This is a genomic window from Pedobacter sp. Leaf132 (assembly GCF_920984695.1).
GTDB lineage: Bacteria > Bacteroidota > Bacteroidia > Sphingobacteriales > Sphingobacteriaceae > Pedobacter.
Window position 1 is genome coordinate 75,996 of sequence record NZ_CAKLBO010000004.1, and the last position, 17,505, is coordinate 93,500.

At 35.4% G+C, this 17,505-nt stretch carries 18 protein-coding genes and 1 tRNA gene; 8 read left to right on the forward strand and 11 right to left on the reverse strand.

The window, feature by feature from the left end; all coding sequences use genetic code 11:
- The first annotated feature begins 107 nt into the window (after positions 1-107).
- A complete protein-coding gene (locus tag LUA86_RS09525) occupies positions 108-1,274 on the forward strand; it encodes a M28 family metallopeptidase (protein WP_231460394.1) in 1,167 nt (388 codons plus the stop codon).
- Here the strand turns inward: LUA86_RS09525 and LUA86_RS09530 are convergent.
- Positions 1,260-1,847, reverse strand: a complete 588-nt coding sequence (locus LUA86_RS09530) for a DUF6624 domain-containing protein (RefSeq protein WP_231460395.1) — start codon at positions 1,845-1,847, stop codon at positions 1,260-1,262. The two genes, LUA86_RS09525 and LUA86_RS09530, sit on opposite strands and share 15 nt — an antisense overlap.
- A gap of 141 nt (positions 1,848-1,988) precedes the next feature.
- On the opposite strand from LUA86_RS09530, the gene LUA86_RS09535 reads away from it, so the two are divergent.
- Entirely contained in the window at positions 1,989-3,059 is a 1,071-nt protein-coding gene (locus tag LUA86_RS09535; RefSeq protein ID WP_231460396.1) for a DUF5694 domain-containing protein, read from the forward strand.
- Between the two features lie 447 nt (positions 3,060-3,506).
- On the opposite strand, the gene LUA86_RS09540 is transcribed toward LUA86_RS09535, so the two are convergent.
- From LUA86_RS09540 to LUA86_RS09550, 3 genes are all read right to left on the reverse strand, one after another.
- On the reverse strand, positions 3,507-4,196 hold the full coding sequence (locus tag LUA86_RS09540) for a bifunctional 2-polyprenyl-6-hydroxyphenol methylase/3-demethylubiquinol 3-O-methyltransferase UbiG (RefSeq protein ID WP_231460397.1): 690 nt from the start codon (positions 4,194-4,196) through the stop codon (positions 3,507-3,509).
- 155 nt (positions 4,197-4,351) lie between these two features.
- Positions 4,352-5,752 carry an MBL fold metallo-hydrolase RNA specificity domain-containing protein gene (locus LUA86_RS09545; RefSeq protein WP_231460398.1) on the reverse strand — a complete coding sequence of 467 codons (1,401 nt, stop codon included), beginning with the start codon at positions 5,750-5,752 and terminating at the stop codon, positions 4,352-4,354.
- Positions 5,753-5,815: 63 nt separating this feature from the next.
- Positions 5,816-6,043, reverse strand: a complete 228-nt coding sequence (locus LUA86_RS09550; protein WP_231460399.1) for a YtxH domain-containing protein — start codon at positions 6,041-6,043, stop codon at positions 5,816-5,818.
- A 79-nt stretch (positions 6,044-6,122) separates the two neighbouring features.
- On the opposite strand from LUA86_RS09550, the gene LUA86_RS09555 reads away from it, so the two are divergent.
- Positions 6,123-6,755, forward strand: a complete 633-nt coding sequence (locus LUA86_RS09555) for an HAD family hydrolase (protein ID WP_231460400.1) — start codon at positions 6,123-6,125, stop codon at positions 6,753-6,755.
- A 37-nt stretch (positions 6,756-6,792) separates the two neighbouring features.
- Here the strand turns inward: LUA86_RS09555 and LUA86_RS09560 are convergent, their stop codons facing one another.
- Positions 6,793-8,382 (reverse strand): DUF6600 domain-containing protein, encoded by a 1,590-nt coding sequence (locus tag LUA86_RS09560; protein WP_231460401.1) that lies wholly within the window; start codon positions 8,380-8,382, stop codon positions 6,793-6,795.
- Between the two features lie 277 nt (positions 8,383-8,659).
- Here LUA86_RS09560 and LUA86_RS09565 point away from each other — a divergent pair, with 277 nt between their 5' ends.
- Positions 8,660-9,361, forward strand: coding sequence for an SAM-dependent methyltransferase (locus tag LUA86_RS09565; protein ID WP_231460402.1), 702 nt, complete (start codon positions 8,660-8,662; stop codon positions 9,359-9,361).
- Positions 9,362-9,415: 54 nt separating this feature from the next.
- Here LUA86_RS09565 and nadD read toward each other — a convergent pair whose 3' ends face one another.
- The 3 genes from nadD to LUA86_RS09580 form a co-directional block, all read right to left on the reverse strand.
- Entirely contained in the window at positions 9,416-9,988 is a 573-nt protein-coding gene (gene nadD / locus LUA86_RS09570; protein ID WP_231460403.1) for a nicotinate (nicotinamide) nucleotide adenylyltransferase, read from the reverse strand.
- A gap of 110 nt (positions 9,989-10,098) precedes the next feature.
- Positions 10,099-10,668 (reverse strand): guanylate kinase, encoded by a 570-nt coding sequence (gene gmk, locus LUA86_RS09575; protein ID WP_231460404.1) that lies wholly within the window; start codon positions 10,666-10,668, stop codon positions 10,099-10,101.
- A 69-nt stretch (positions 10,669-10,737) separates the two neighbouring features.
- Complete coding sequence (locus LUA86_RS09580; protein WP_231460644.1) at positions 10,738-11,601, reverse strand: YicC/YloC family endoribonuclease; 864 nt, start codon at positions 11,599-11,601, stop codon at positions 10,738-10,740.
- A 395-nt stretch (positions 11,602-11,996) separates the two neighbouring features.
- Here LUA86_RS09580 and LUA86_RS09585 point away from each other — a divergent pair, with 395 nt between their 5' ends.
- On the forward strand, positions 11,997-12,707 hold the full coding sequence (locus tag LUA86_RS09585; RefSeq protein ID WP_231460405.1) for a hypothetical protein: 711 nt from the start codon (positions 11,997-11,999) through the stop codon (positions 12,705-12,707).
- A gap of 90 nt (positions 12,708-12,797) precedes the next feature.
- Here LUA86_RS09585 and rnc read toward each other — a convergent pair whose 3' ends face one another.
- From rnc to LUA86_RS09600, 3 genes are all read right to left on the reverse strand, one after another.
- Positions 12,798-13,526: a ribonuclease III gene (rnc, locus tag LUA86_RS09590; protein ID WP_231460406.1), complete on the reverse strand. Its 729-nt coding sequence runs from the start codon at positions 13,524-13,526 to the stop codon at positions 12,798-12,800.
- Between the two features lie 95 nt (positions 13,527-13,621).
- Positions 13,622-14,875: a beta-ketoacyl-ACP synthase II gene (fabF, locus tag LUA86_RS09595; protein ID WP_231460407.1), complete on the reverse strand. Its 1,254-nt coding sequence runs from the start codon at positions 14,873-14,875 to the stop codon at positions 13,622-13,624.
- Between the two features lie 21 nt (positions 14,876-14,896).
- Positions 14,897-15,133 (reverse strand): acyl carrier protein, encoded by a 237-nt coding sequence (locus LUA86_RS09600; RefSeq protein WP_008508386.1) that lies wholly within the window; start codon positions 15,131-15,133, stop codon positions 14,897-14,899.
- Between the two features lie 157 nt (positions 15,134-15,290).
- On the opposite strand from LUA86_RS09600, the gene LUA86_RS09605 reads away from it, so the two are divergent.
- The 3 genes from LUA86_RS09605 to LUA86_RS09615 all read left to right on the forward strand — a co-directional run bounded on the left by LUA86_RS09605 (position 15,291) and on the right by LUA86_RS09615 (position 17,457).
- Positions 15,291-15,710, forward strand: coding sequence for an IPExxxVDY family protein (locus LUA86_RS09605; RefSeq protein ID WP_231460408.1), 420 nt, complete (start codon positions 15,291-15,293; stop codon positions 15,708-15,710).
- Positions 15,711-15,855: 145 nt separating this feature from the next.
- Positions 15,856-17,286, forward strand: a complete 1,431-nt coding sequence (gene pyk, locus LUA86_RS09610) for a pyruvate kinase (RefSeq protein ID WP_231460409.1) — start codon at positions 15,856-15,858, stop codon at positions 17,284-17,286.
- 86 nt (positions 17,287-17,372) lie between these two features.
- A tRNA-Ser gene (locus LUA86_RS09615) sits at positions 17,373-17,457 on the forward strand.
- Positions 17,458-17,505: the final 48 nt, after the last annotated feature.

Sequence of the window (17,505 nt, forward strand, 5' to 3'; positions counted from 1 at the left end):
TTTTAATGATATTCTAAATCTTTGCTTACATAACATATCATTGAAGCCGTTTGACCTAAAATTAAACGGCTTTTATTTTGATTTAATTTCATTTATTAAATTGCGGTATGCAAATCTCCACCTTAAGAAAAACTCTGTTCCTTTTATGTTTGTGCTGCTCATTAAATACATTCGCTCAAGATTCTACCTACACGCGTAGCCTAATTAAAACCTTAACATCTAAAGCATTTTGGGGCAGGGGTTACACAAAAAATGGAATGGCTAAAGCAGCCGATTTTATCACTTCAGAGTATAAAAAAATAGGTGTTTTGCCAATGGGCGATAAATATAAACAGGATTTTAGTTTTCCGGTTAATACTTTCCCGGGTAAAATGAGCCTTAATATTGATGGCAAAAAACTTATTGCTGGTAGAGATTTTATAATAAGCCCCGAAAGCATTGGTAAGGAAAGCGTTATTGATAAAATTAAAGACAGTTTAAATTTATCGGATACTACAAGTTTAACCATTAAAGTTGTTGATAAATTAACCTGGTCGGTTGCACAAAAAACTACAGATTGGACAACAATAAGTGTTAAAAAATCGGCCATTAAACAACCATTTAATTCGGTGAAGGTTGATATAGAAAATCGCTTTATACCCGATTTTAAAGCTTCAAATGTAGTTGGAATGGTTAAGGGTACTAAATACCCCGATTCTGTTTTAATGATTACAGCACATTACGACCATTTAGGCGGAATGGGTGCAAACACTTATTTCCCTGGTGCAAATGATAATGCAGCGGGTATTGCAACTTTGCTAAGTTTAGCTAAATACTATGCGGCAAATCCGCAACCTTATTCTATTGGTTTTATATGTTTTGCTGCAGAAGAAGCGGGTTTATTAGGTTCCAAATATTTTGTAGAGCATCCATTGGTTGCATTGAGCAATATTAAGTTTTTAATAAACTTAGATTTAGTTGGAACAGGTGAAGGTGGAATGACCGTTGTAAATGCAAGTGTTTATCCAAAAGCCTTTGCTTTGCTCAATGAAATTAACAATTCTGAAAATCTGATTTCTAAAATAAATCAAAGAGGAAAAGCAGCCAATAGCGACCATTATTTCTTTACTGAAAGTGGTGTACCTGCATTCTTCTTTTACACTCAAGGCGGACCAAGCGCATATCATGACGTGTTAGACGTAGAAAAAAATCTTCCTTTAACGGAATACAATGATTTATTTAAATTGATTGTCAGTTTTAATAATAGGTTGATGGTTAACTTAACGGTTAAATAACTTTAAATATTCGGCCAAAGTAGAAAGCCCAACAGATTTTCTTCTTGAATCTACCTGATCAGGATTCTCTATTGGAAAAGGTTGGCTTTTCTTAAGTGCTGCATTATAACGTACCTGAGTTCCATATATCTGCTTTTTACCTTCGCTAACCAAAACCCTATCTCTTAACATTGCATTGTTAGAAGCAGAAGCATTTTTTCTTTTCACTTCATTATCCATCAAAAGAAGCACTTTCTTCTGAAAAGCCAGATCATCATCACAATGCTGAATTATTGACCAGAATTTATTACTGCCTTCTGAACCAACTAAACTATATCCCGGAAAACCATACTTATTGATAATCTCTTTCGCTAATTGCAAATTTATACTATCGGTTTCGGCAAGTTTTTTATTTATAGTATTTTCATTGAAATCAGACTTTTCATCAAAATTTATTTTGTTGTATTCTGTTCGCCATTTCTGGTCTTCTTCAAACATTGCTGATATTTTGTCTACTAAAACAGAATTAAGTTTTTGTTGCCCTGCTACAGATAATGAAATTAAAGACAACACAATCATTATTGAAAATCTCATATAACTAATTTTTTAGGTAATTTACTTATTTCATTTTAAATAACCTATTGGGATAAAATTTTAACCCGTTGGGATAATTAAATAGCTGCATTTATATCTTCTTAACATCTTTGAATCAACAAATCAAAAACAAGATTCCTTATGCAAAAGATACACAACATCTGCTTATCCCTACTATTCATTATTAGTTCGGCATTAACTTCAAAAGCACAAATCGAAATCGTTATTGTTGGCTCGAGCCATAACAACACTAATTCAAAACAAAATTTTCAGGTGGTTATTGATAGATTAAAAAACTTTAAACCGAATATGGTTTTTGGAGAATACATACCAGCTGCACACTATGCTAAACTAGATGATGATAATTGGGCGAAAAAAGGGTTTAAGAAAAAACTGGATTATGTAAATAAATTAAATCCCGAGCCGGTAAAAAACACATCAAATTTTATTAATAAAAGTCAAAAAGCCTTGGCTTCATTTCCATACTATCATAAAACAAGAATGAATTTGGCCGTTGCTTATGCTAAAAATTGGGACCGTGGGAACTTTGATTATCAAGTATATGTTTTAGAAAACTACATGAAACAGAATTTTGGCAAAGAAGAAAAAGCAGCCTACGATAAAATGTTTGGAAGTACAGATTCTCTAAAAAAACTTGGCGTAATCAGACCAGGAAGTGAATACAATAAAATTTATTTCCCATTAATTTACCAATTAGGGCAAAATCAAATTTATAATATGGATTGTCAGACTTACGATAAACCATGGGGAATTGCCTGGGGTAAAACAGACTCTCTTATTAAAATCCTTTCTGCGAAAGCAAAGGCTGATACACTTTCTGCCGAAGCTAAAACCGTAAAAGCAATCGAAAAAGCTTCTAGCTATGCAGATGGTGAAGAACAAAAATTTATGGCAGATGAGTACGCAGGTATGAATAGTTTAAAATATGCAGAACTTGATGAGGTTTGGAATTTTTACGGTGGAAGAAAATTTTATGGCTATGCAGGCTTCCCAACCGAAACGGTTAAAGAAATGATTGCACAATGGACACTGAGAAATGAAGGCATGTGTAATAATATTTTAGAACAGGCAAAAGCAAAAAACGCTAAAAGAATTGTGGTTGGCGTTGGTGCATCTCATCGCAAAATTATGGAAGAAATTTTAGCCAAAAACAGTAATGTTAAAATTATAAACTATAACGATTTAAAGTAATATTTAAACCTATTTTCTGCATCATTGCGAGGCACGAAGCAATCTTCCACAAATGAGATTGCATCGTGCCTCGCAATGACGTGATTATAAATAATCGTCCTTTTGAATTTATTTCAGAATCTCTTCAATTAAATTATTAGAAAATGAAAGTTTGATTTCAATGGCGGCTTGTAGTCCCGCCAAACACTTTACTTCACTGCGTTTCGTGTTCGTTAATGTCGGGTTTAGGCACATAGGCTTGTGCATAAAACGTTTCAACAAAGGCACAGCTTTATTTAAATAGCCCCGACATAACGAAAATCCTTTTGGTAACTCAAAAGTTCGAATTGTATAAACTTTAACCAAAAGATTGCAGTATTGGCGGGACTGCTGCGACCTATTCTTACTGCTTTTGCGCTACAAATCGTTTAAGAAACTAATTTGTAATAACTTGTAATTATTAGAATGCTACAACTTTGCCAACACCAACCGAACCAAATATTGGTCTTCATCATCATCAAAAACAATTTCGCTAACCCAACCGGTTTCTTTTGCAATTTCGGCTATGGTTTGCTGGTCGATGTATAACCATTTAAACCAGTTTCCTTTCTCACCTTTATATTCATATTTATAAGAAACCTCTCCGTAATATTGGTTTTGAGGTTTAGGCAAATCTTCATATAGATATGCAATATCTGAAGTATCAAATAAAACCTGCCCATCAGGATTTAGCAGTGATTTTAGTTTAATTAAAAAATCTTTAAAACCAGGCAAAGTTCCCGTTAAACCGATGCCATTCATCAACATTAAAATGGTATCGAACTTTTCTGTGTAGTTAAAAATATCTTGATGAAGCGCTTTTTTAACGCCTCTGTCTTTCATAATTTTCACCGCAGCTTCAGATATATCAATTGCGGTAACATCAACATTAAAAGCCTGTAAAACCAATGCATGGCTTCCCACACCAGCGCCAATATCCAATACTTTACCATTACACATCTGCAAGGCATGCAACTCTAGTACCGGCATATCTTCATCATCTCGAAAGAAAAAATCTACAGGCATTTCCTCTGGCTCACCATAAGAATTGTGTAGCCAAAGTATATCTGCTTCGCCAGATTTATAAAAATCAGTAATTGCTTTACCAAAAACATCCATAAGGCAAAGATAAAAAAAATGGAAGATGTGGGATGGAAAATGGAACAAAGCTAATGATGGAAATTAGTCATGTTGTTCTGCAAAAGAGCCATAGATTAACAGATTTTAAATAAATATGAATCTGAAAATCTGTGGCGAAAAAATTTTGAGAGAAGTTATTCTAATTCAAATTCCTGATGATACTCAGGAATAGCTACATCCTTAAAACCATGGTTTTTTAATCGCTCTGCGAAATTTTGCTGTACTTCATATTCACCATGAACAAGGAAAACTTGTTTCACTTTTTGAGGGTCCTGACCAGATAAAAATTGAAGTAAATCTTCGTAATCGCCATGCGCACTCATAGATTTTATAGAGCGAACTTCAGCCTTTACTTCGTAATCATCGTTAAAAATATCTACAACTTTTTGCCCGGCAATCAAACGGCCGCCTAATGATGATGGCTCACAATAACCAACCATTAGAATTGTATTTTTAAAATTGCTAATATTATTCCTTATATGATGTTTCACGCGGCCAGCTTCCGCCATTCCTGATGAGGAAATAATTACACATGGTCTTGGATCGGCATTTAATGCTTTCGATTCTTCAACACTTTCGATAAAGCGCAAACCTTTAAAGGAAAAAATATCTTTATCAATCTTTAAAACTTCTTTAACACCATTATTATAAACTTCAGGATGATTTTTTAAAATTTCTGTGGCTTTTGATGATAATGGGCTATCAACAAAATACTTAACATCAGGAAGTTTGTGCTTTAATTCTAAGCTATTTAATGCATATAAAAGCTCTTGCGTTCTACCTACACTAAATGCCGGAATAATAACTTTACCCTTTTTTACATTACAGGTATTGTTAATCACTTCGTAAAGCATATCCTCAATTGGGTCTAAATCTTTGTGAAGCGAATCGCCATAGGTAGATTCCATCAAAATATAATCTGCCTGGCTAAATTGCTGCGGACTTTTCAATAACAAATCGCCATAGCGGCCAACATCGCCACTAAAGGTAATTCTTGTAACCTTGCCATCTTCAGTTATTTTTAAATGAACGGCTGCACTACCTAAAATATGACCAGCATCGGTAAATTTTAAACGGATATCGGGCTGAATTTCAAAATCCTCTTCGTAATCAACAATCTTCATCAATCCAACCGTTGTGGTTACATCATCATCTGTATAAAGAGGCTCTTCCTTTTCTTGTCCGGGTTTTAGGTGGCGGTTGGAGAATTCGGCATCTTGCATTTGTATTTTGGCCGAATCCATCATCAGGATTCTAGCTAAATCCATAGTAGCAGCGGTACAAAATATTTTACCGTTAAAGCCTTCGGCTACCAAACGTGGCAATAAACCACAATGATCGATATGCGCATGCGATAAAACCAGATAGGTTATTTTTTTAGGGTCGAAACCAAAAAAGCCGTTAAGCTTATCGGTAATATGTCCCATGCCTTGAAATAGGCCACAGTCTAATAGTATTTGAGTGTTGTTTTTGAGCGTAATAAGGTGCTTACTGCCCGTAACTGTTCGAGCAGCACCATGAAATGCGATTTTCATTTTTGATGGTTAGAAATTATAATTGAATAAAAATGCCGGAATTATCCGGCATCTCCAATTATTTTAAGCTTTAATTTCAGAAACTTTATCTTTCACTTTATCTGCAACATCTGTCGCTTTGCCTACTAAATCTGATATTTTATCTTTTGATGAATCTAACAAGTCGCTAAACCAATCTGAAAGTTTATTTTTAACATCATTGTTCGAATCTGAAGATAATGCTAACGCGATTGTTGCACCCAATGCTGCTCCGGCTAATACGCCTACTATAATTTTTGTTTCCTTTGTCATAATCTTAATTTTTAATTAATAAACATAAATTAGCGCTTGCTGTTTTTATTTTTTTTAATCTTACAAAAACCAATCCATAATGAAAAAAATTTTCTTCGTTGATTTAGATAATACCATTTATTTCACAAAGCCAAACGAACAACAATTAATGGGTGGGCTTTACGCAGTTTTAGAAAACCAAGATTTAGGTATTTCTGTGGAGGAATATCAAATGGCGAAAACAGAGATGCTCAAAACGCCATTTCAAAAGGTTGCTGCTAAATACGGTTTTAAACAAACTGCAATTGATAATGCAGTAAAATATCTGGTAACAGGAGAAGTTACTGAACCATTGAGTACATCAGAAGATTACCATTACATCAAAAATTTAATAGGAAGAAAATTTATTGTAACTGCCGGGTTTTTAAGAAAACAGACCACTAAAGTAAAAATGTTAGGTATTAGCGATGATTTTGAAGAATTATATGTTGTAGATGTAACCACTTCAAATCAAACCAAAAAAGATGCTTTCGAAGCATTGATAAAAAAACATAAGCTAAATCCGGAAGAAATATTAGTTATTGGTGATGATGCAGAATCAGAAATAAAATACGGATTGGAATTGGGGCTTTCTACCTTTCTTTTAGACCCGGAAAACCTTCATCCGAATGCAAAAACCACCTTTCGGGGAAAGGATTTAAGCGAACTTCATAAAGCGGCGGGGCAAGCATAAAAAAGTCCCGATCTTCATCGGGACTTTCATTATTGAATTATCCTCTGCCACCTCTACCAGGTCGGCCACTCTCACTACTTCTTTCACCACCTCTATTTTGCTGTTGCTGTTGCGGCTGTGCTTGTTGCCTGGTTTCCGCAGGGCGCCCCATTCTTTGCTGACGTTGCTGCTGAACTTGCTCATTTCTTTGTTGCTGCATTTGTTGCGAACGTTCTTGTTGTTGTTGACGTTGTTGCTGCATTTGCTCGCTACGTTGCGCTCTTTGTTGTTCCATTTGCTGGCGTTGCTGATCAACTTGTTGAGAACGCTGCATCTGCTCATTTCTTTGCTGTTGCATTTGCTGTGAACGTTCTTGTTGCTGGCGTTGCTGTTGCACCTGCTCGCTACGTTGAGCCCTTTGTTGATCCATTTGTTGGCGCTGCTGCTGCATTTGGTCATTACGCTGTGCATTCTGCTGGTCGCGATTTGCTCTCTCCTGCTGACTGCGTTGCTGCATTTGCTGAATGCGTTCCTGATCACGATTTCCCTGCTCTCTTGTTCTGTCGTTCGCTTGTCGGTTCCTTTGGTCAGTATTACCTAAATTCTGGTTACCTCTATCAGTTCTTCCATTCGCATCGCGATTATTAACATCCGGACGATTGTTCGGTTGATTATCTCTACGATTATCTATAGCACCATTATCTCGTCTGTTGGGTTGGGTCATTCTGTTATCGTTTCTATCTCCAAAGCGATTATCATTTCTGTTTCCATCTCTTTGATCGCGATTCGCATAACCTGTTTCTCCCCTTCCATTTCTGTTAAAGCCGGCATTGCCTTGCTCAAATTTTCTAGGTGCCGCGTTGCGGTTATCAACACCGTTACGTTCTGGTCTTGGACGATAAATAGATACTGCTCTATCATTAATTCTTCCTGCGCCTGGTCTGTTACTTTGCTCAAAACGATAAACCCTTACATCTCTGTTAGTAGCTCTTCTAATATCTTCTACCCTCGGCCCACCATAATAACTTCTTCTGTTATAAACATATGTGTTATTTATAATTGTAGTATTGCGGATGTAAACATTATTCCTTCCGTAATCATATCTAGGAAATCTGTTGATATAAATATTAGTTTGAGGGATAAAATTCCAGCAAAACTCCGGCACAACATAACGGCGACCAAAGCTTAAATTTATATTAATAGATGGTGCCATCGGAGCCCAACCATAATATCCATCACCACTTCTCCAGTCAACCCATGCTGGTCCCCAATTTGTATCAGGAAGCCAAATCCATTGTCTGTAATTATTGATTACCCATCTTCCATAGTGAAATGGCGCCCAGCCCCAGTCGTAATTAGAAACCCATGTGTTACCATATTCAGTCATTACCCAACGGCCATTAGTATAGTATGGGCGAAAATCATCCTGATCTACATCCGGACGCCAAACATAACCATATTGAGGGTCTTGAATCCAGGTACCATACGGCGAAAGCTCATCATAAAATGTTTGCATAGAAACATTCCCTGTATTGTAACCATCGTTCTGGTAATTGTCATCATAGCCTTGTGCCCGGGCGAGGGTTGTGGTTCCGGCAAGGAGCGAAAAAAGCCCCAGCACAAGTGCCGTAGTTTTCAGTGTTTTCATTTGTGTGTTTATTTTAATAACCTAATGTGTGTGTAACAATTAGAGCACCAATTTTAATTTTAGTTTAATATGCTAGCATAGTTTATTTAAATATTTAAAATATTGGCTTGCAGGGCATATTTTACTTATTATTAACGATTTGGGTAGTTATTAATTGTGCAGAAAATAAGTCGATCTGCAATAAAATTTGCTACACCACTGTTTATAAAAAAGAATATATCGTTATCAATATAAATTTTAGAACATATATTTTATTTATTGTAAGTATTTTTGCGATATGCAAAATGGCACCTTATACTTAATACCTGTACCGCTGGCAGAAGAAGCAGCTGCAAAAACTTTCACACCTTATCTGGTAGAAACAATCAATCAAATTGATACCTATATTGTTGAAAATAGCAAAACTGCCCGAAGATTTTTGAAAGAAGCTGGTTTAAAAACTGCTCAAAAGGATTTAATTGTACATGATTATGGTAAACATAACCGAAACGATTTAAATCAATTTTTCCATGAATTAAAAGCTGGCAAAGATGTTGGCTTAATGAGTGAAGCAGGTTGCCCGGGCATTGCAGATCCTGGTGCAGATATCGTTGCTGAAGCACACAAAAGAGGTATTAAAGTAGTTCCATTGGTTGGCCCGAGTTCAATTCTTTTAGCGCTGATGGCATCTGGTTTTAACGGACAAAGTTTTGCATTTTGGGGATATTTACCTATTGATAAAGAACAACGCACCAAACGCATTAAAGATTTGGATTTATCAGCGAGCCGTTACAAACAAACTCAAATTTTTATAGAAACCCCTTTTCGAAACAATCAAATGCTGGAAGAGGTATTAAAAAGTTGCAAGCCAAATACCCAGCTTTGCATTGCCTCTAATTTAACTGCCGAAGATGAGTTTATAAAAACACAAAGTGTTTACAATTGGCGCAAAGAGCAGATAGATTTGCATAAAAAACCAACGATATTTTTGCTGTACTAAGTAGATTAAAGAGCGAGTTAAGGCAAATTACAATTTCCTTAATTATCGCTCTTTTTATTTATACATGCCTTTGCTGTCAATAAAGTCGGTTACTTTATCCGGCAGGAAATACTGAACATTTTTGTTTTCTTTTATCGCTTTACGGATAAATGTAGAAGATATTTCCATAAGCGGCGTATTGGTAAAAATTATGGATGGATGGTTTTCCCATTCGGTAACATCGGCACCGGGCCGTGGGTAAACGAAAATCTGATAATCCTTTAGCAAAACCTCGTAGTTCTTCCATTTTTTAAAAGAAACCAGATTATCGGCACCCATAATTAATACAAAATCATTTTTAGGGTAACGCTCTTTTAGATGTATCAGCGTATCAATAGTATAAGATGGCTGAGGCAAACTAAACTCAATATTGCTCACACGTAAATTTAGAGCATTTTCGGTTGCTAGAGTTGCCATTTCAAACCTATCGTACATGTTAGCCAAACCACTTTTCTCTTTCAAAGGATTATGTGGCGATACAACCAACCATACTTCATCCAGATTAGTATGATTGGCCATATAGTTGGCAATAATTAAATGACCGGTGTGTATTGGATTATAAGAACCGAAGAATAAACCTATTTTCATTTGGAAGTTTTAGTTTATTAAAACGTCATTGCGAGGCACGAAACAATCTCTCTAACAAATAGATTACTTCGTACCTCGCAATGAAGACTGTTTATTTTTAGACTAAAAAATTATTTCTTTAAAAAATCCCCTACCAGCTTTTCAGCTTCCGCACAAGCCGTTTCTAAATCGAAATTCTTTAAAATCACATCAAATTTATCAGCGTAAAGCAATTCCTTTTCTGCCTTCACAAAACGTTCCTGAAGTTTTTCTGCGCTGTCTGTACCGCGTCCGCTTAAACGTTCTTTCAAAACCTCTAAAGATGGTGGCTGCACAAATATAGCCAAAGCATCATCTTCATATTTTCTCTTCAAACGAAGTCCACCTTCTACATCAATATCAAAAATAACGTGTTTATCGTCATTCCAGATACGTTCAATTTCCGACCTCAAAGTTCCGTAGAAAGTTCCGTTGTACACTTCTTCAAATTCTACAAATTCCTGGTGCGCAACCTTATGTAAAAACTCCTCTTTAGAGATGAAATAATAATCGTTCTCGTGTTTTTCAGCGCCTCTCGATTCGCGAGTTGTTGCAGAAATAGAGAAGCTTAATTCAGGAAACTTTTTAAGTAAATGATGAACTATTGTAGTTTTACCTGCTCCTGATGGTGCTGAAAATATAATTAATTTGCCTTGTTTCATTCTGTTAAGCATAAAGCTTAAAGCAAAAAGTCCAAAGCTTTAGCCTTTGAGCTTATTGCTTTAAGCTTTTTATAATACATTTAATAACTGTTCTTTAATCTTTTCTAATTCTTCTTTCATACCCACAACAAACTGCTGCATTTGCGCATCATTTGCTTTCGCCCCCATTGTATTTATCTCTCTACCAATTTCCTGCGAAATAAAGCCCAATTTTTTACCATTTGCCTCTTTACTTCCCAAGGTTTGTAAAAAATAATCGCAATGACTTTTCAAACGGGTTTTTTCTTCAGTAATGTCGATTTTATCAATGTAATAAATCAGCTCTTGTTCAAACCTATTTTGGTCGATATTAACCTTTCCAACAGCCTCTTCTAAAAAACTAGAAAACTTATCGCGAATTGCTGTAATTCTTTTAGGTTCAAGTTCTTCTACAGATTTAAAATAAGATAAAATATTCTTTATCCTTAACTCCAAATCAGCCTTTAAAACAGCACCTTCGTCAGTTCTAAATTTGTTAAAATTAACTAATGCCTCATTAAAGATTTTATATAATTCATTCCATTCATCTTCACTAACGCTCTCCTCTTTGTAACTAATTACCTCCGGAAAAGTGAGCGCCGTTTGTAATAAATTATTGCTATTTGCCTGTAATTCGTTATTAACGGCCAGTAATTGGTTATAATAATGCGTAAGTAATGCGGTGTTGATACTTGCTCCCGTAACCTCACCAGAATTTCTATCTACAGTAATGCTTAAGCTAACTTTACCACGCTCAATATCTTTGCTGCAAATGTTTCGCAGAATTAATTCTTTATCAGAAAAAGCTTTAGGATATTTTAAATTCAGCTCAAGAAACTTGCTGTTTAGCGATTTGATTTCGACACTATACTTAGCATTTGCATAATCAGCTGATGCCAGTCCGTATCCTGTCATGGATTTTATCATGCGCAAAGGTAAGAAAAATTTGATGTTTTTCAGACTGCAAAATGCCCTATATAATTCCTCAAAATTATTTTTTGAAGCGCAAGAACTGTGTTTCATGGCAAATACAGTCCCGCCAATGCTCCAATCTTTTGGCTTAACTAACGAAGTTTTACAAGCATCTTCATTATAGACTTCATAAATTTAAAGCGCCAAAAGTATTTCCGCTAATGTCGGGGCTAAGTAATTCTTGAAGCGGTTTTTGGCTCCTTTTAAAAAATATGGAGGCAAATAACTTTAACAAATGCAGCGTATAGTTTTAAAATACAAACAATTAATAAGCGTTAACGTTTTTTTAACAGTTTACTTCGGTAGCAATTGTTAATTTTACCAGAAAATACCGCTAAATGAATTTCAAATACCTTTTTATTTTATTATTCACAGTTACAACTATGAGCCTATCATCAAAAGCTCAGGATTTTATTGTGAAAGGTGTTGTGTTTGAAAAAGGTGCTAATGTTAGGGTAGCGCTGGCAAATATTACCAATGTACGCACAAAAACGGGCGTTACCAGTAATGATTTGGGGATGTTTCAAATCAGAGCGGCAGTTGGAGATACACTTTTAATCAGCAAAACATATTTAAACGACCAAAGGATTATTATTCATGGTCAGCAAGATATTTTAATTTATCTGGTACGAGGCAGTACAGTTTTAAACGACGTAACTATTTATGGCAACACTAAAAAGCAGGATTTGGCAGAAATAAGCCGGGAATTTAAAAACAAAGGCGTTTACAATGGTGGCAAATCTTCCATTCTATCATCTGTGTTCCATCCATTAAATGCTGTTTATAATTTATTCGGTAAAGACCCAAAAAATGCCAGAAGATTTGGTCGCTATGCGGATAATGAAATTAAGCAATCGCAAATTGATGTTTACTTCAATCCTTCTATAATCAAAAATAATACAGAATTAAGAGGTGATACGTTAGAAAAATACATGATTGATTATCGCCCTGAATACCAAAAAGTACAATATTGGAATAGCTACGATTACATCAAATACATCAAAGAGACCTCTAAGAAATTTACCGATACTTTAGGGAAAGGAAAATAAGTTTTTTGTTGTGTTTTAATCCTGGCAAGTCAATCTTTTAAAGCTTCTGATAACGCCAAATTAAGCAGTTTAGCAAAATTCAAAGTCAAATTAGATAGAAAGCGCTTCACAAGCCTTTTCGGCGGCTAGTTTCTCAGCATTCTTTTTATTATAATCTCTGCCAATGCCAACCTTTTCGCCTTCAACAACAGCGCTAATGGTAAAGAGTTTATTGCTTTCGCCTTCACCATTTTCTACCAATTCAAAGATGATATCTTTACCGTGTCTTTGGCACCATTCAATAAGTTTGCTCTTGAAATTAGTTTCCGTTAACTCAAGTGTATGAATATCAATATGGGGCTTAACAATCCTTCGTAATAAAAACTCCTTAGTGAAATTGTAGCCTTTATCCATGTATATTGCGCCAATTATAGCTTCAAAGGCATCGCCTAACATAGAATTATGCTTTGTTTGAATACTTACTGAGCGCTGATCAAATTGAATCATCTTATCAAAACCCATTTTTTTAGCCAGCTGATTAAGATTTGCCCGATTTACAATTTTAGATCGCATTTCAGTTAAAAAGCCTTCTTCCTTGTATGGATAATGCTTAAAAAGTAATTCAGCAATAACTGAACCCAGTACGGCATCGCCTAAAAACTCTAACCTTTCATTGCTACTTCTACTACCGTTTTTTAAAACTTTTGCTGCAGAGCGATGCCTGAACGCCATTTTATATAGCGTTACATTACCTGGTATAAACCCAAGAATATTCTTTAGCTTTTTAACAAATTCCTTTTCGGGAGAGATGTAAAGTTTATATAATTTTAATATCGGCATTAAATAAATAACAGAATTAGTGGCTTACGAGCATATTTAACTAAGTTATCTAATTTTAACTAGCATACAAAATTATGTAGCAAGGGCTGATAAAATTAATCTTCGTACTTTTTGAAAATTACTGAAGCATTATGACCACCGAAACCAAATGTATTACTTAAAGCAGCTCTAACAGTACGTTTTTGAGCCTTATTAAATGTGAAATTCAATTTTGGATCAAATTGCGGATCATCTGTAAAGTGATTAATTGTTGGAGGAACAATATCATTTTTAACAGCAAGAATTGCAGCAATTGCTTCAATAGCGCCAGCAGCACCAAGTAAATGCCCGGTCATTGATTTAGTAGAACTGATGTTTAACCTGTAAGCATCTTCACCAAATAAATCACCAATAGCCTTGGTTTCACTTATATCTCCAAGCGGAGTAGAAGTTCCGTGAACGTTAATGTAATCAATATCTGCAGTTGTTAATCCTGCATCTTTCATAGCGTTAGACATTACCATTCTGGCACCTAAACCTTCGGGATGCGGAGCTGTAATGTGATTTGCATCAGCGCTCATTCCACCACCAACAAGTTCGGCATAAATTTTTGCACCTCTTGCTTTAGCATGTTCAAGTTCTTCCAAAATAATAGTTCCGGCGCCTTCACCAGCAACAAAACCATCGCGATCTTTATCGAATGGACGTGAAGCCGTTTGCGGATCATCGTTACGTGTAGATAATGCATGCATGGCATTAAAACCACCCATTCCTGCTTCGTTAATGATAGCCTCAGAACCACCGCTGATGATAACATCTGCCATACCCAAACGGATATAGTTAAATGCATCAATCATTGCGTTTGTAGAAGAAGCACATGCCGAAACAGTTGCAAAATTTGGCCCACGCAAGCCATACTTAATTGAGATATGCCCTGGAGCAATATCCACAATCATTTTAGGAATAAAAAATGGATTGTATCTTGGCGTACCATCTCCTTTGGCGAAATTTGAAATTTCATCCAAAAAAGTTTTCAATCCACCGATGCCTGCGCCCCAAATTACACCAATACGGTTGGTATCCAATTTCTCAAAATCGAATCCTCCATCTTTAACGGCTTCTTCGGTAGCCACAAGAGCATACTGTACAAACGGATCTAGCTTGCGAGCTTCCTTTTTCTCCAAAAAATCTTCAGGATTAAAGTTTTTTACTTCACAAGCGAATTTAGTTTTAAACTTTTCAGTATTAAAACCCACAATAGGAGCAGCGCCACTCACCCCGTTAGTCAATCCTTCCCAAAAATCGGGAACATTATTGCCTATAGGAGTGAGCGCACCCAACCCTGTTACTACTACTCTTTTTAATTCCATTTATACTGAAAAAGCGTAATTCTATTTAACGTTTTTTTCCAAATAAGCAATCGCTTGACCAACTGTACCGATGGTTTCAGCCTGATCATCAGGAATAGCTACATTGAATTCTTTTTCAAATTCCATAATTAACTCTACGGTATCTAAAGAATCTGCACCTAAATCGTTGGTGAATGAAGCCTCTGGCGTAACTTCGCTTTCGTCAACACCTAGTTTTTCTACGATAATAGCCTTAACTCTTGAAGCAATATCAGACATAATTTTATAATTTAATGGTTAAATAATTCTGTGCAAAGAAAAATAAATTCTTACAATTTTCAAATGTTTTTATTTCGACACCTAAATTTGGCTCTGAAATAACAAGCGAATATAGAATTAGTTTTTTAATTTCGTTCTGTAAATAATTTATTTCGCCTTGAATAAAACTTACCTAAAATTAACCTTAGACCTTGATTTTACACTAATTGCGGTAACTGCCCCGTTAAAAGACTATGTGTTATGCCACAAAATTAATACGCGTTTAAACACTCACTTTGAGAAGATAGACGACCATGAAATATTTTTTAACATTGACGAACCAGCCTGGTATTTTTCTAAATATTACTTTTTTGTTGAGGAAGGAGAAACAGAATATTACCTGATAAGTAATAAAAGCAGCGATGGAATTTTGGTTCCGGAAATGAATAATGTTGATTTTTTTATTATCATTAAAGAATTTATTGATAAGGAAGATTTGAATTATTTAATAAATGGATTAAACAAACTGCCTGATATTCAGGTGGCTGCAAAAATAGACCCCACCAAACTTAAATCGAAAGAGAATTTGGTAATATAAAAATTATATACTTGGTGTATTAATTACACTATATTTGAGGGTTATAAAAAACTGTACAAAACAAATTATATATAAATATTAATGCAGTTTAATTAATTTAGATGATTAATTAGATACAAAACAGCATTGCTAAAACAATTATTAAATGAAACCTTTTCATTCCAGAACAAAAATTGTAGCCACACTCGGCCCCGCTTCAGCTAAACCAGATGTATTATACAGCATGTTTAATGCAGGTTTGGATGTTTGTCGTTTAAATTTCTCACACGGTTCACAAGCAGATCACCAGGCGGTATTGGATACAATCCGCGATTTAAATAAAAAATACGATTATAATGTTGGAATTTTAGCCGATTTACAAGGCCCTAAAATTCGTATCGGTTTAGTTAAAGAAGGTGGTATTAACCTTATCAACGGTAAAACAACAATAATTACTACGCAAGAATGCATTGGTAACGAAGAGCGTATTTACATCACTTATCAAAACTTTCCTCAAGATGTTCAGGCAGGTGAAATCATCCTTTTAGATGATGGAAAGCTGCAAATGAAAGTGATTTCTACAAACTTGAAAAATGAAGTAGTTTGTGAAATCGTTCATGGAGGTATCTTAACATCAAGAAAAGGTGTAAACCTTCCAAACACTAAAGTTTCAATTCCATCTTTAACTCCAGAGGATAGAGAAAACTTAGAATTTGTTCTTGAAAACGATGTTGAATGGATTGGTTTATCTTTCGTTCGTAAGGCCGAAGATATTATCGAACTTAAAAAAATAATTGCTGAGCGTGGAAAAACTGCTCGTGTAATTGCCAAAATAGAAAAACCGGAGGCTATCGCAAACATTGATGAAATTATCGCTGTAACAGATGGTATTATGGTTGCCCGCGGAGATTTAGGCGTTGAATGTCCGATGGAAGAAGTTCCATTATTACAGAAAATGATAGTTGCAAAATGTAGAGCAGCTTCAAAACCTGTAATTGTTGCAACTCAAATGTTAGAAAGCATGATTACCACACCTCGCCCTACTCGTGCCGAGGTTAATGATGTGGCTAACTCCGTTTTAGATGGTGCAGATGCTGTGATGTTAAGTGGAGAAACTTCGGTAGGTGAGTTCCCGCTGATTGTTATCGAAACCATGCAAAAAATCATTCAAAACATCGAAGAAAACAATTATCCATTCCATCCTGATAAGTTTTTAAAACCAAAATCTCCATCATTTTTAAGTGATGCGATTTGTGATTCGGCTTGTTTCTTGGCTAAACAAACAAACGCTATTGGTATCGTTTCTATGACTTTGAGTGGTTACACCGCTTTCGAAATTTCTAGTCACCGCCCAGAAGCTTTAACCTTCATATTTACAAGCAACCGTGCTTTATTAAATGCAGTAAGTTTATTATGGGGTGTTAGAGGTTTTTACTATGATAAATGGGAAAGTACAGATAATACAATCATTGAAGTTAACGAATTCCTTAAAAGCAAAAAATTGGTTAAGCAAGGCGATATCATTATCAATACTGCCGCTATCCCAATGGAAGCAAAAGGTAAAACCAATATGTTAAAAATCACTGTTATTGATTAATTTCGATAACGAAGAAATATTAAATGCTTCCAATTAATTTTGGGAGCATTTTTTTTGAATAAAAAATATATTTTTGCTGTCCATTCGGAGAGGTGTCAGAGTGGTCGATCGAGCACGCTTGGAAAGCGTGTGTACTGCAAGGTACCGCGGGTTCGAATCCCGCCCTCTCCGCTTTTTTGAATTCCACACTTATTCATGCAGTCACAAACCCAAGCATTT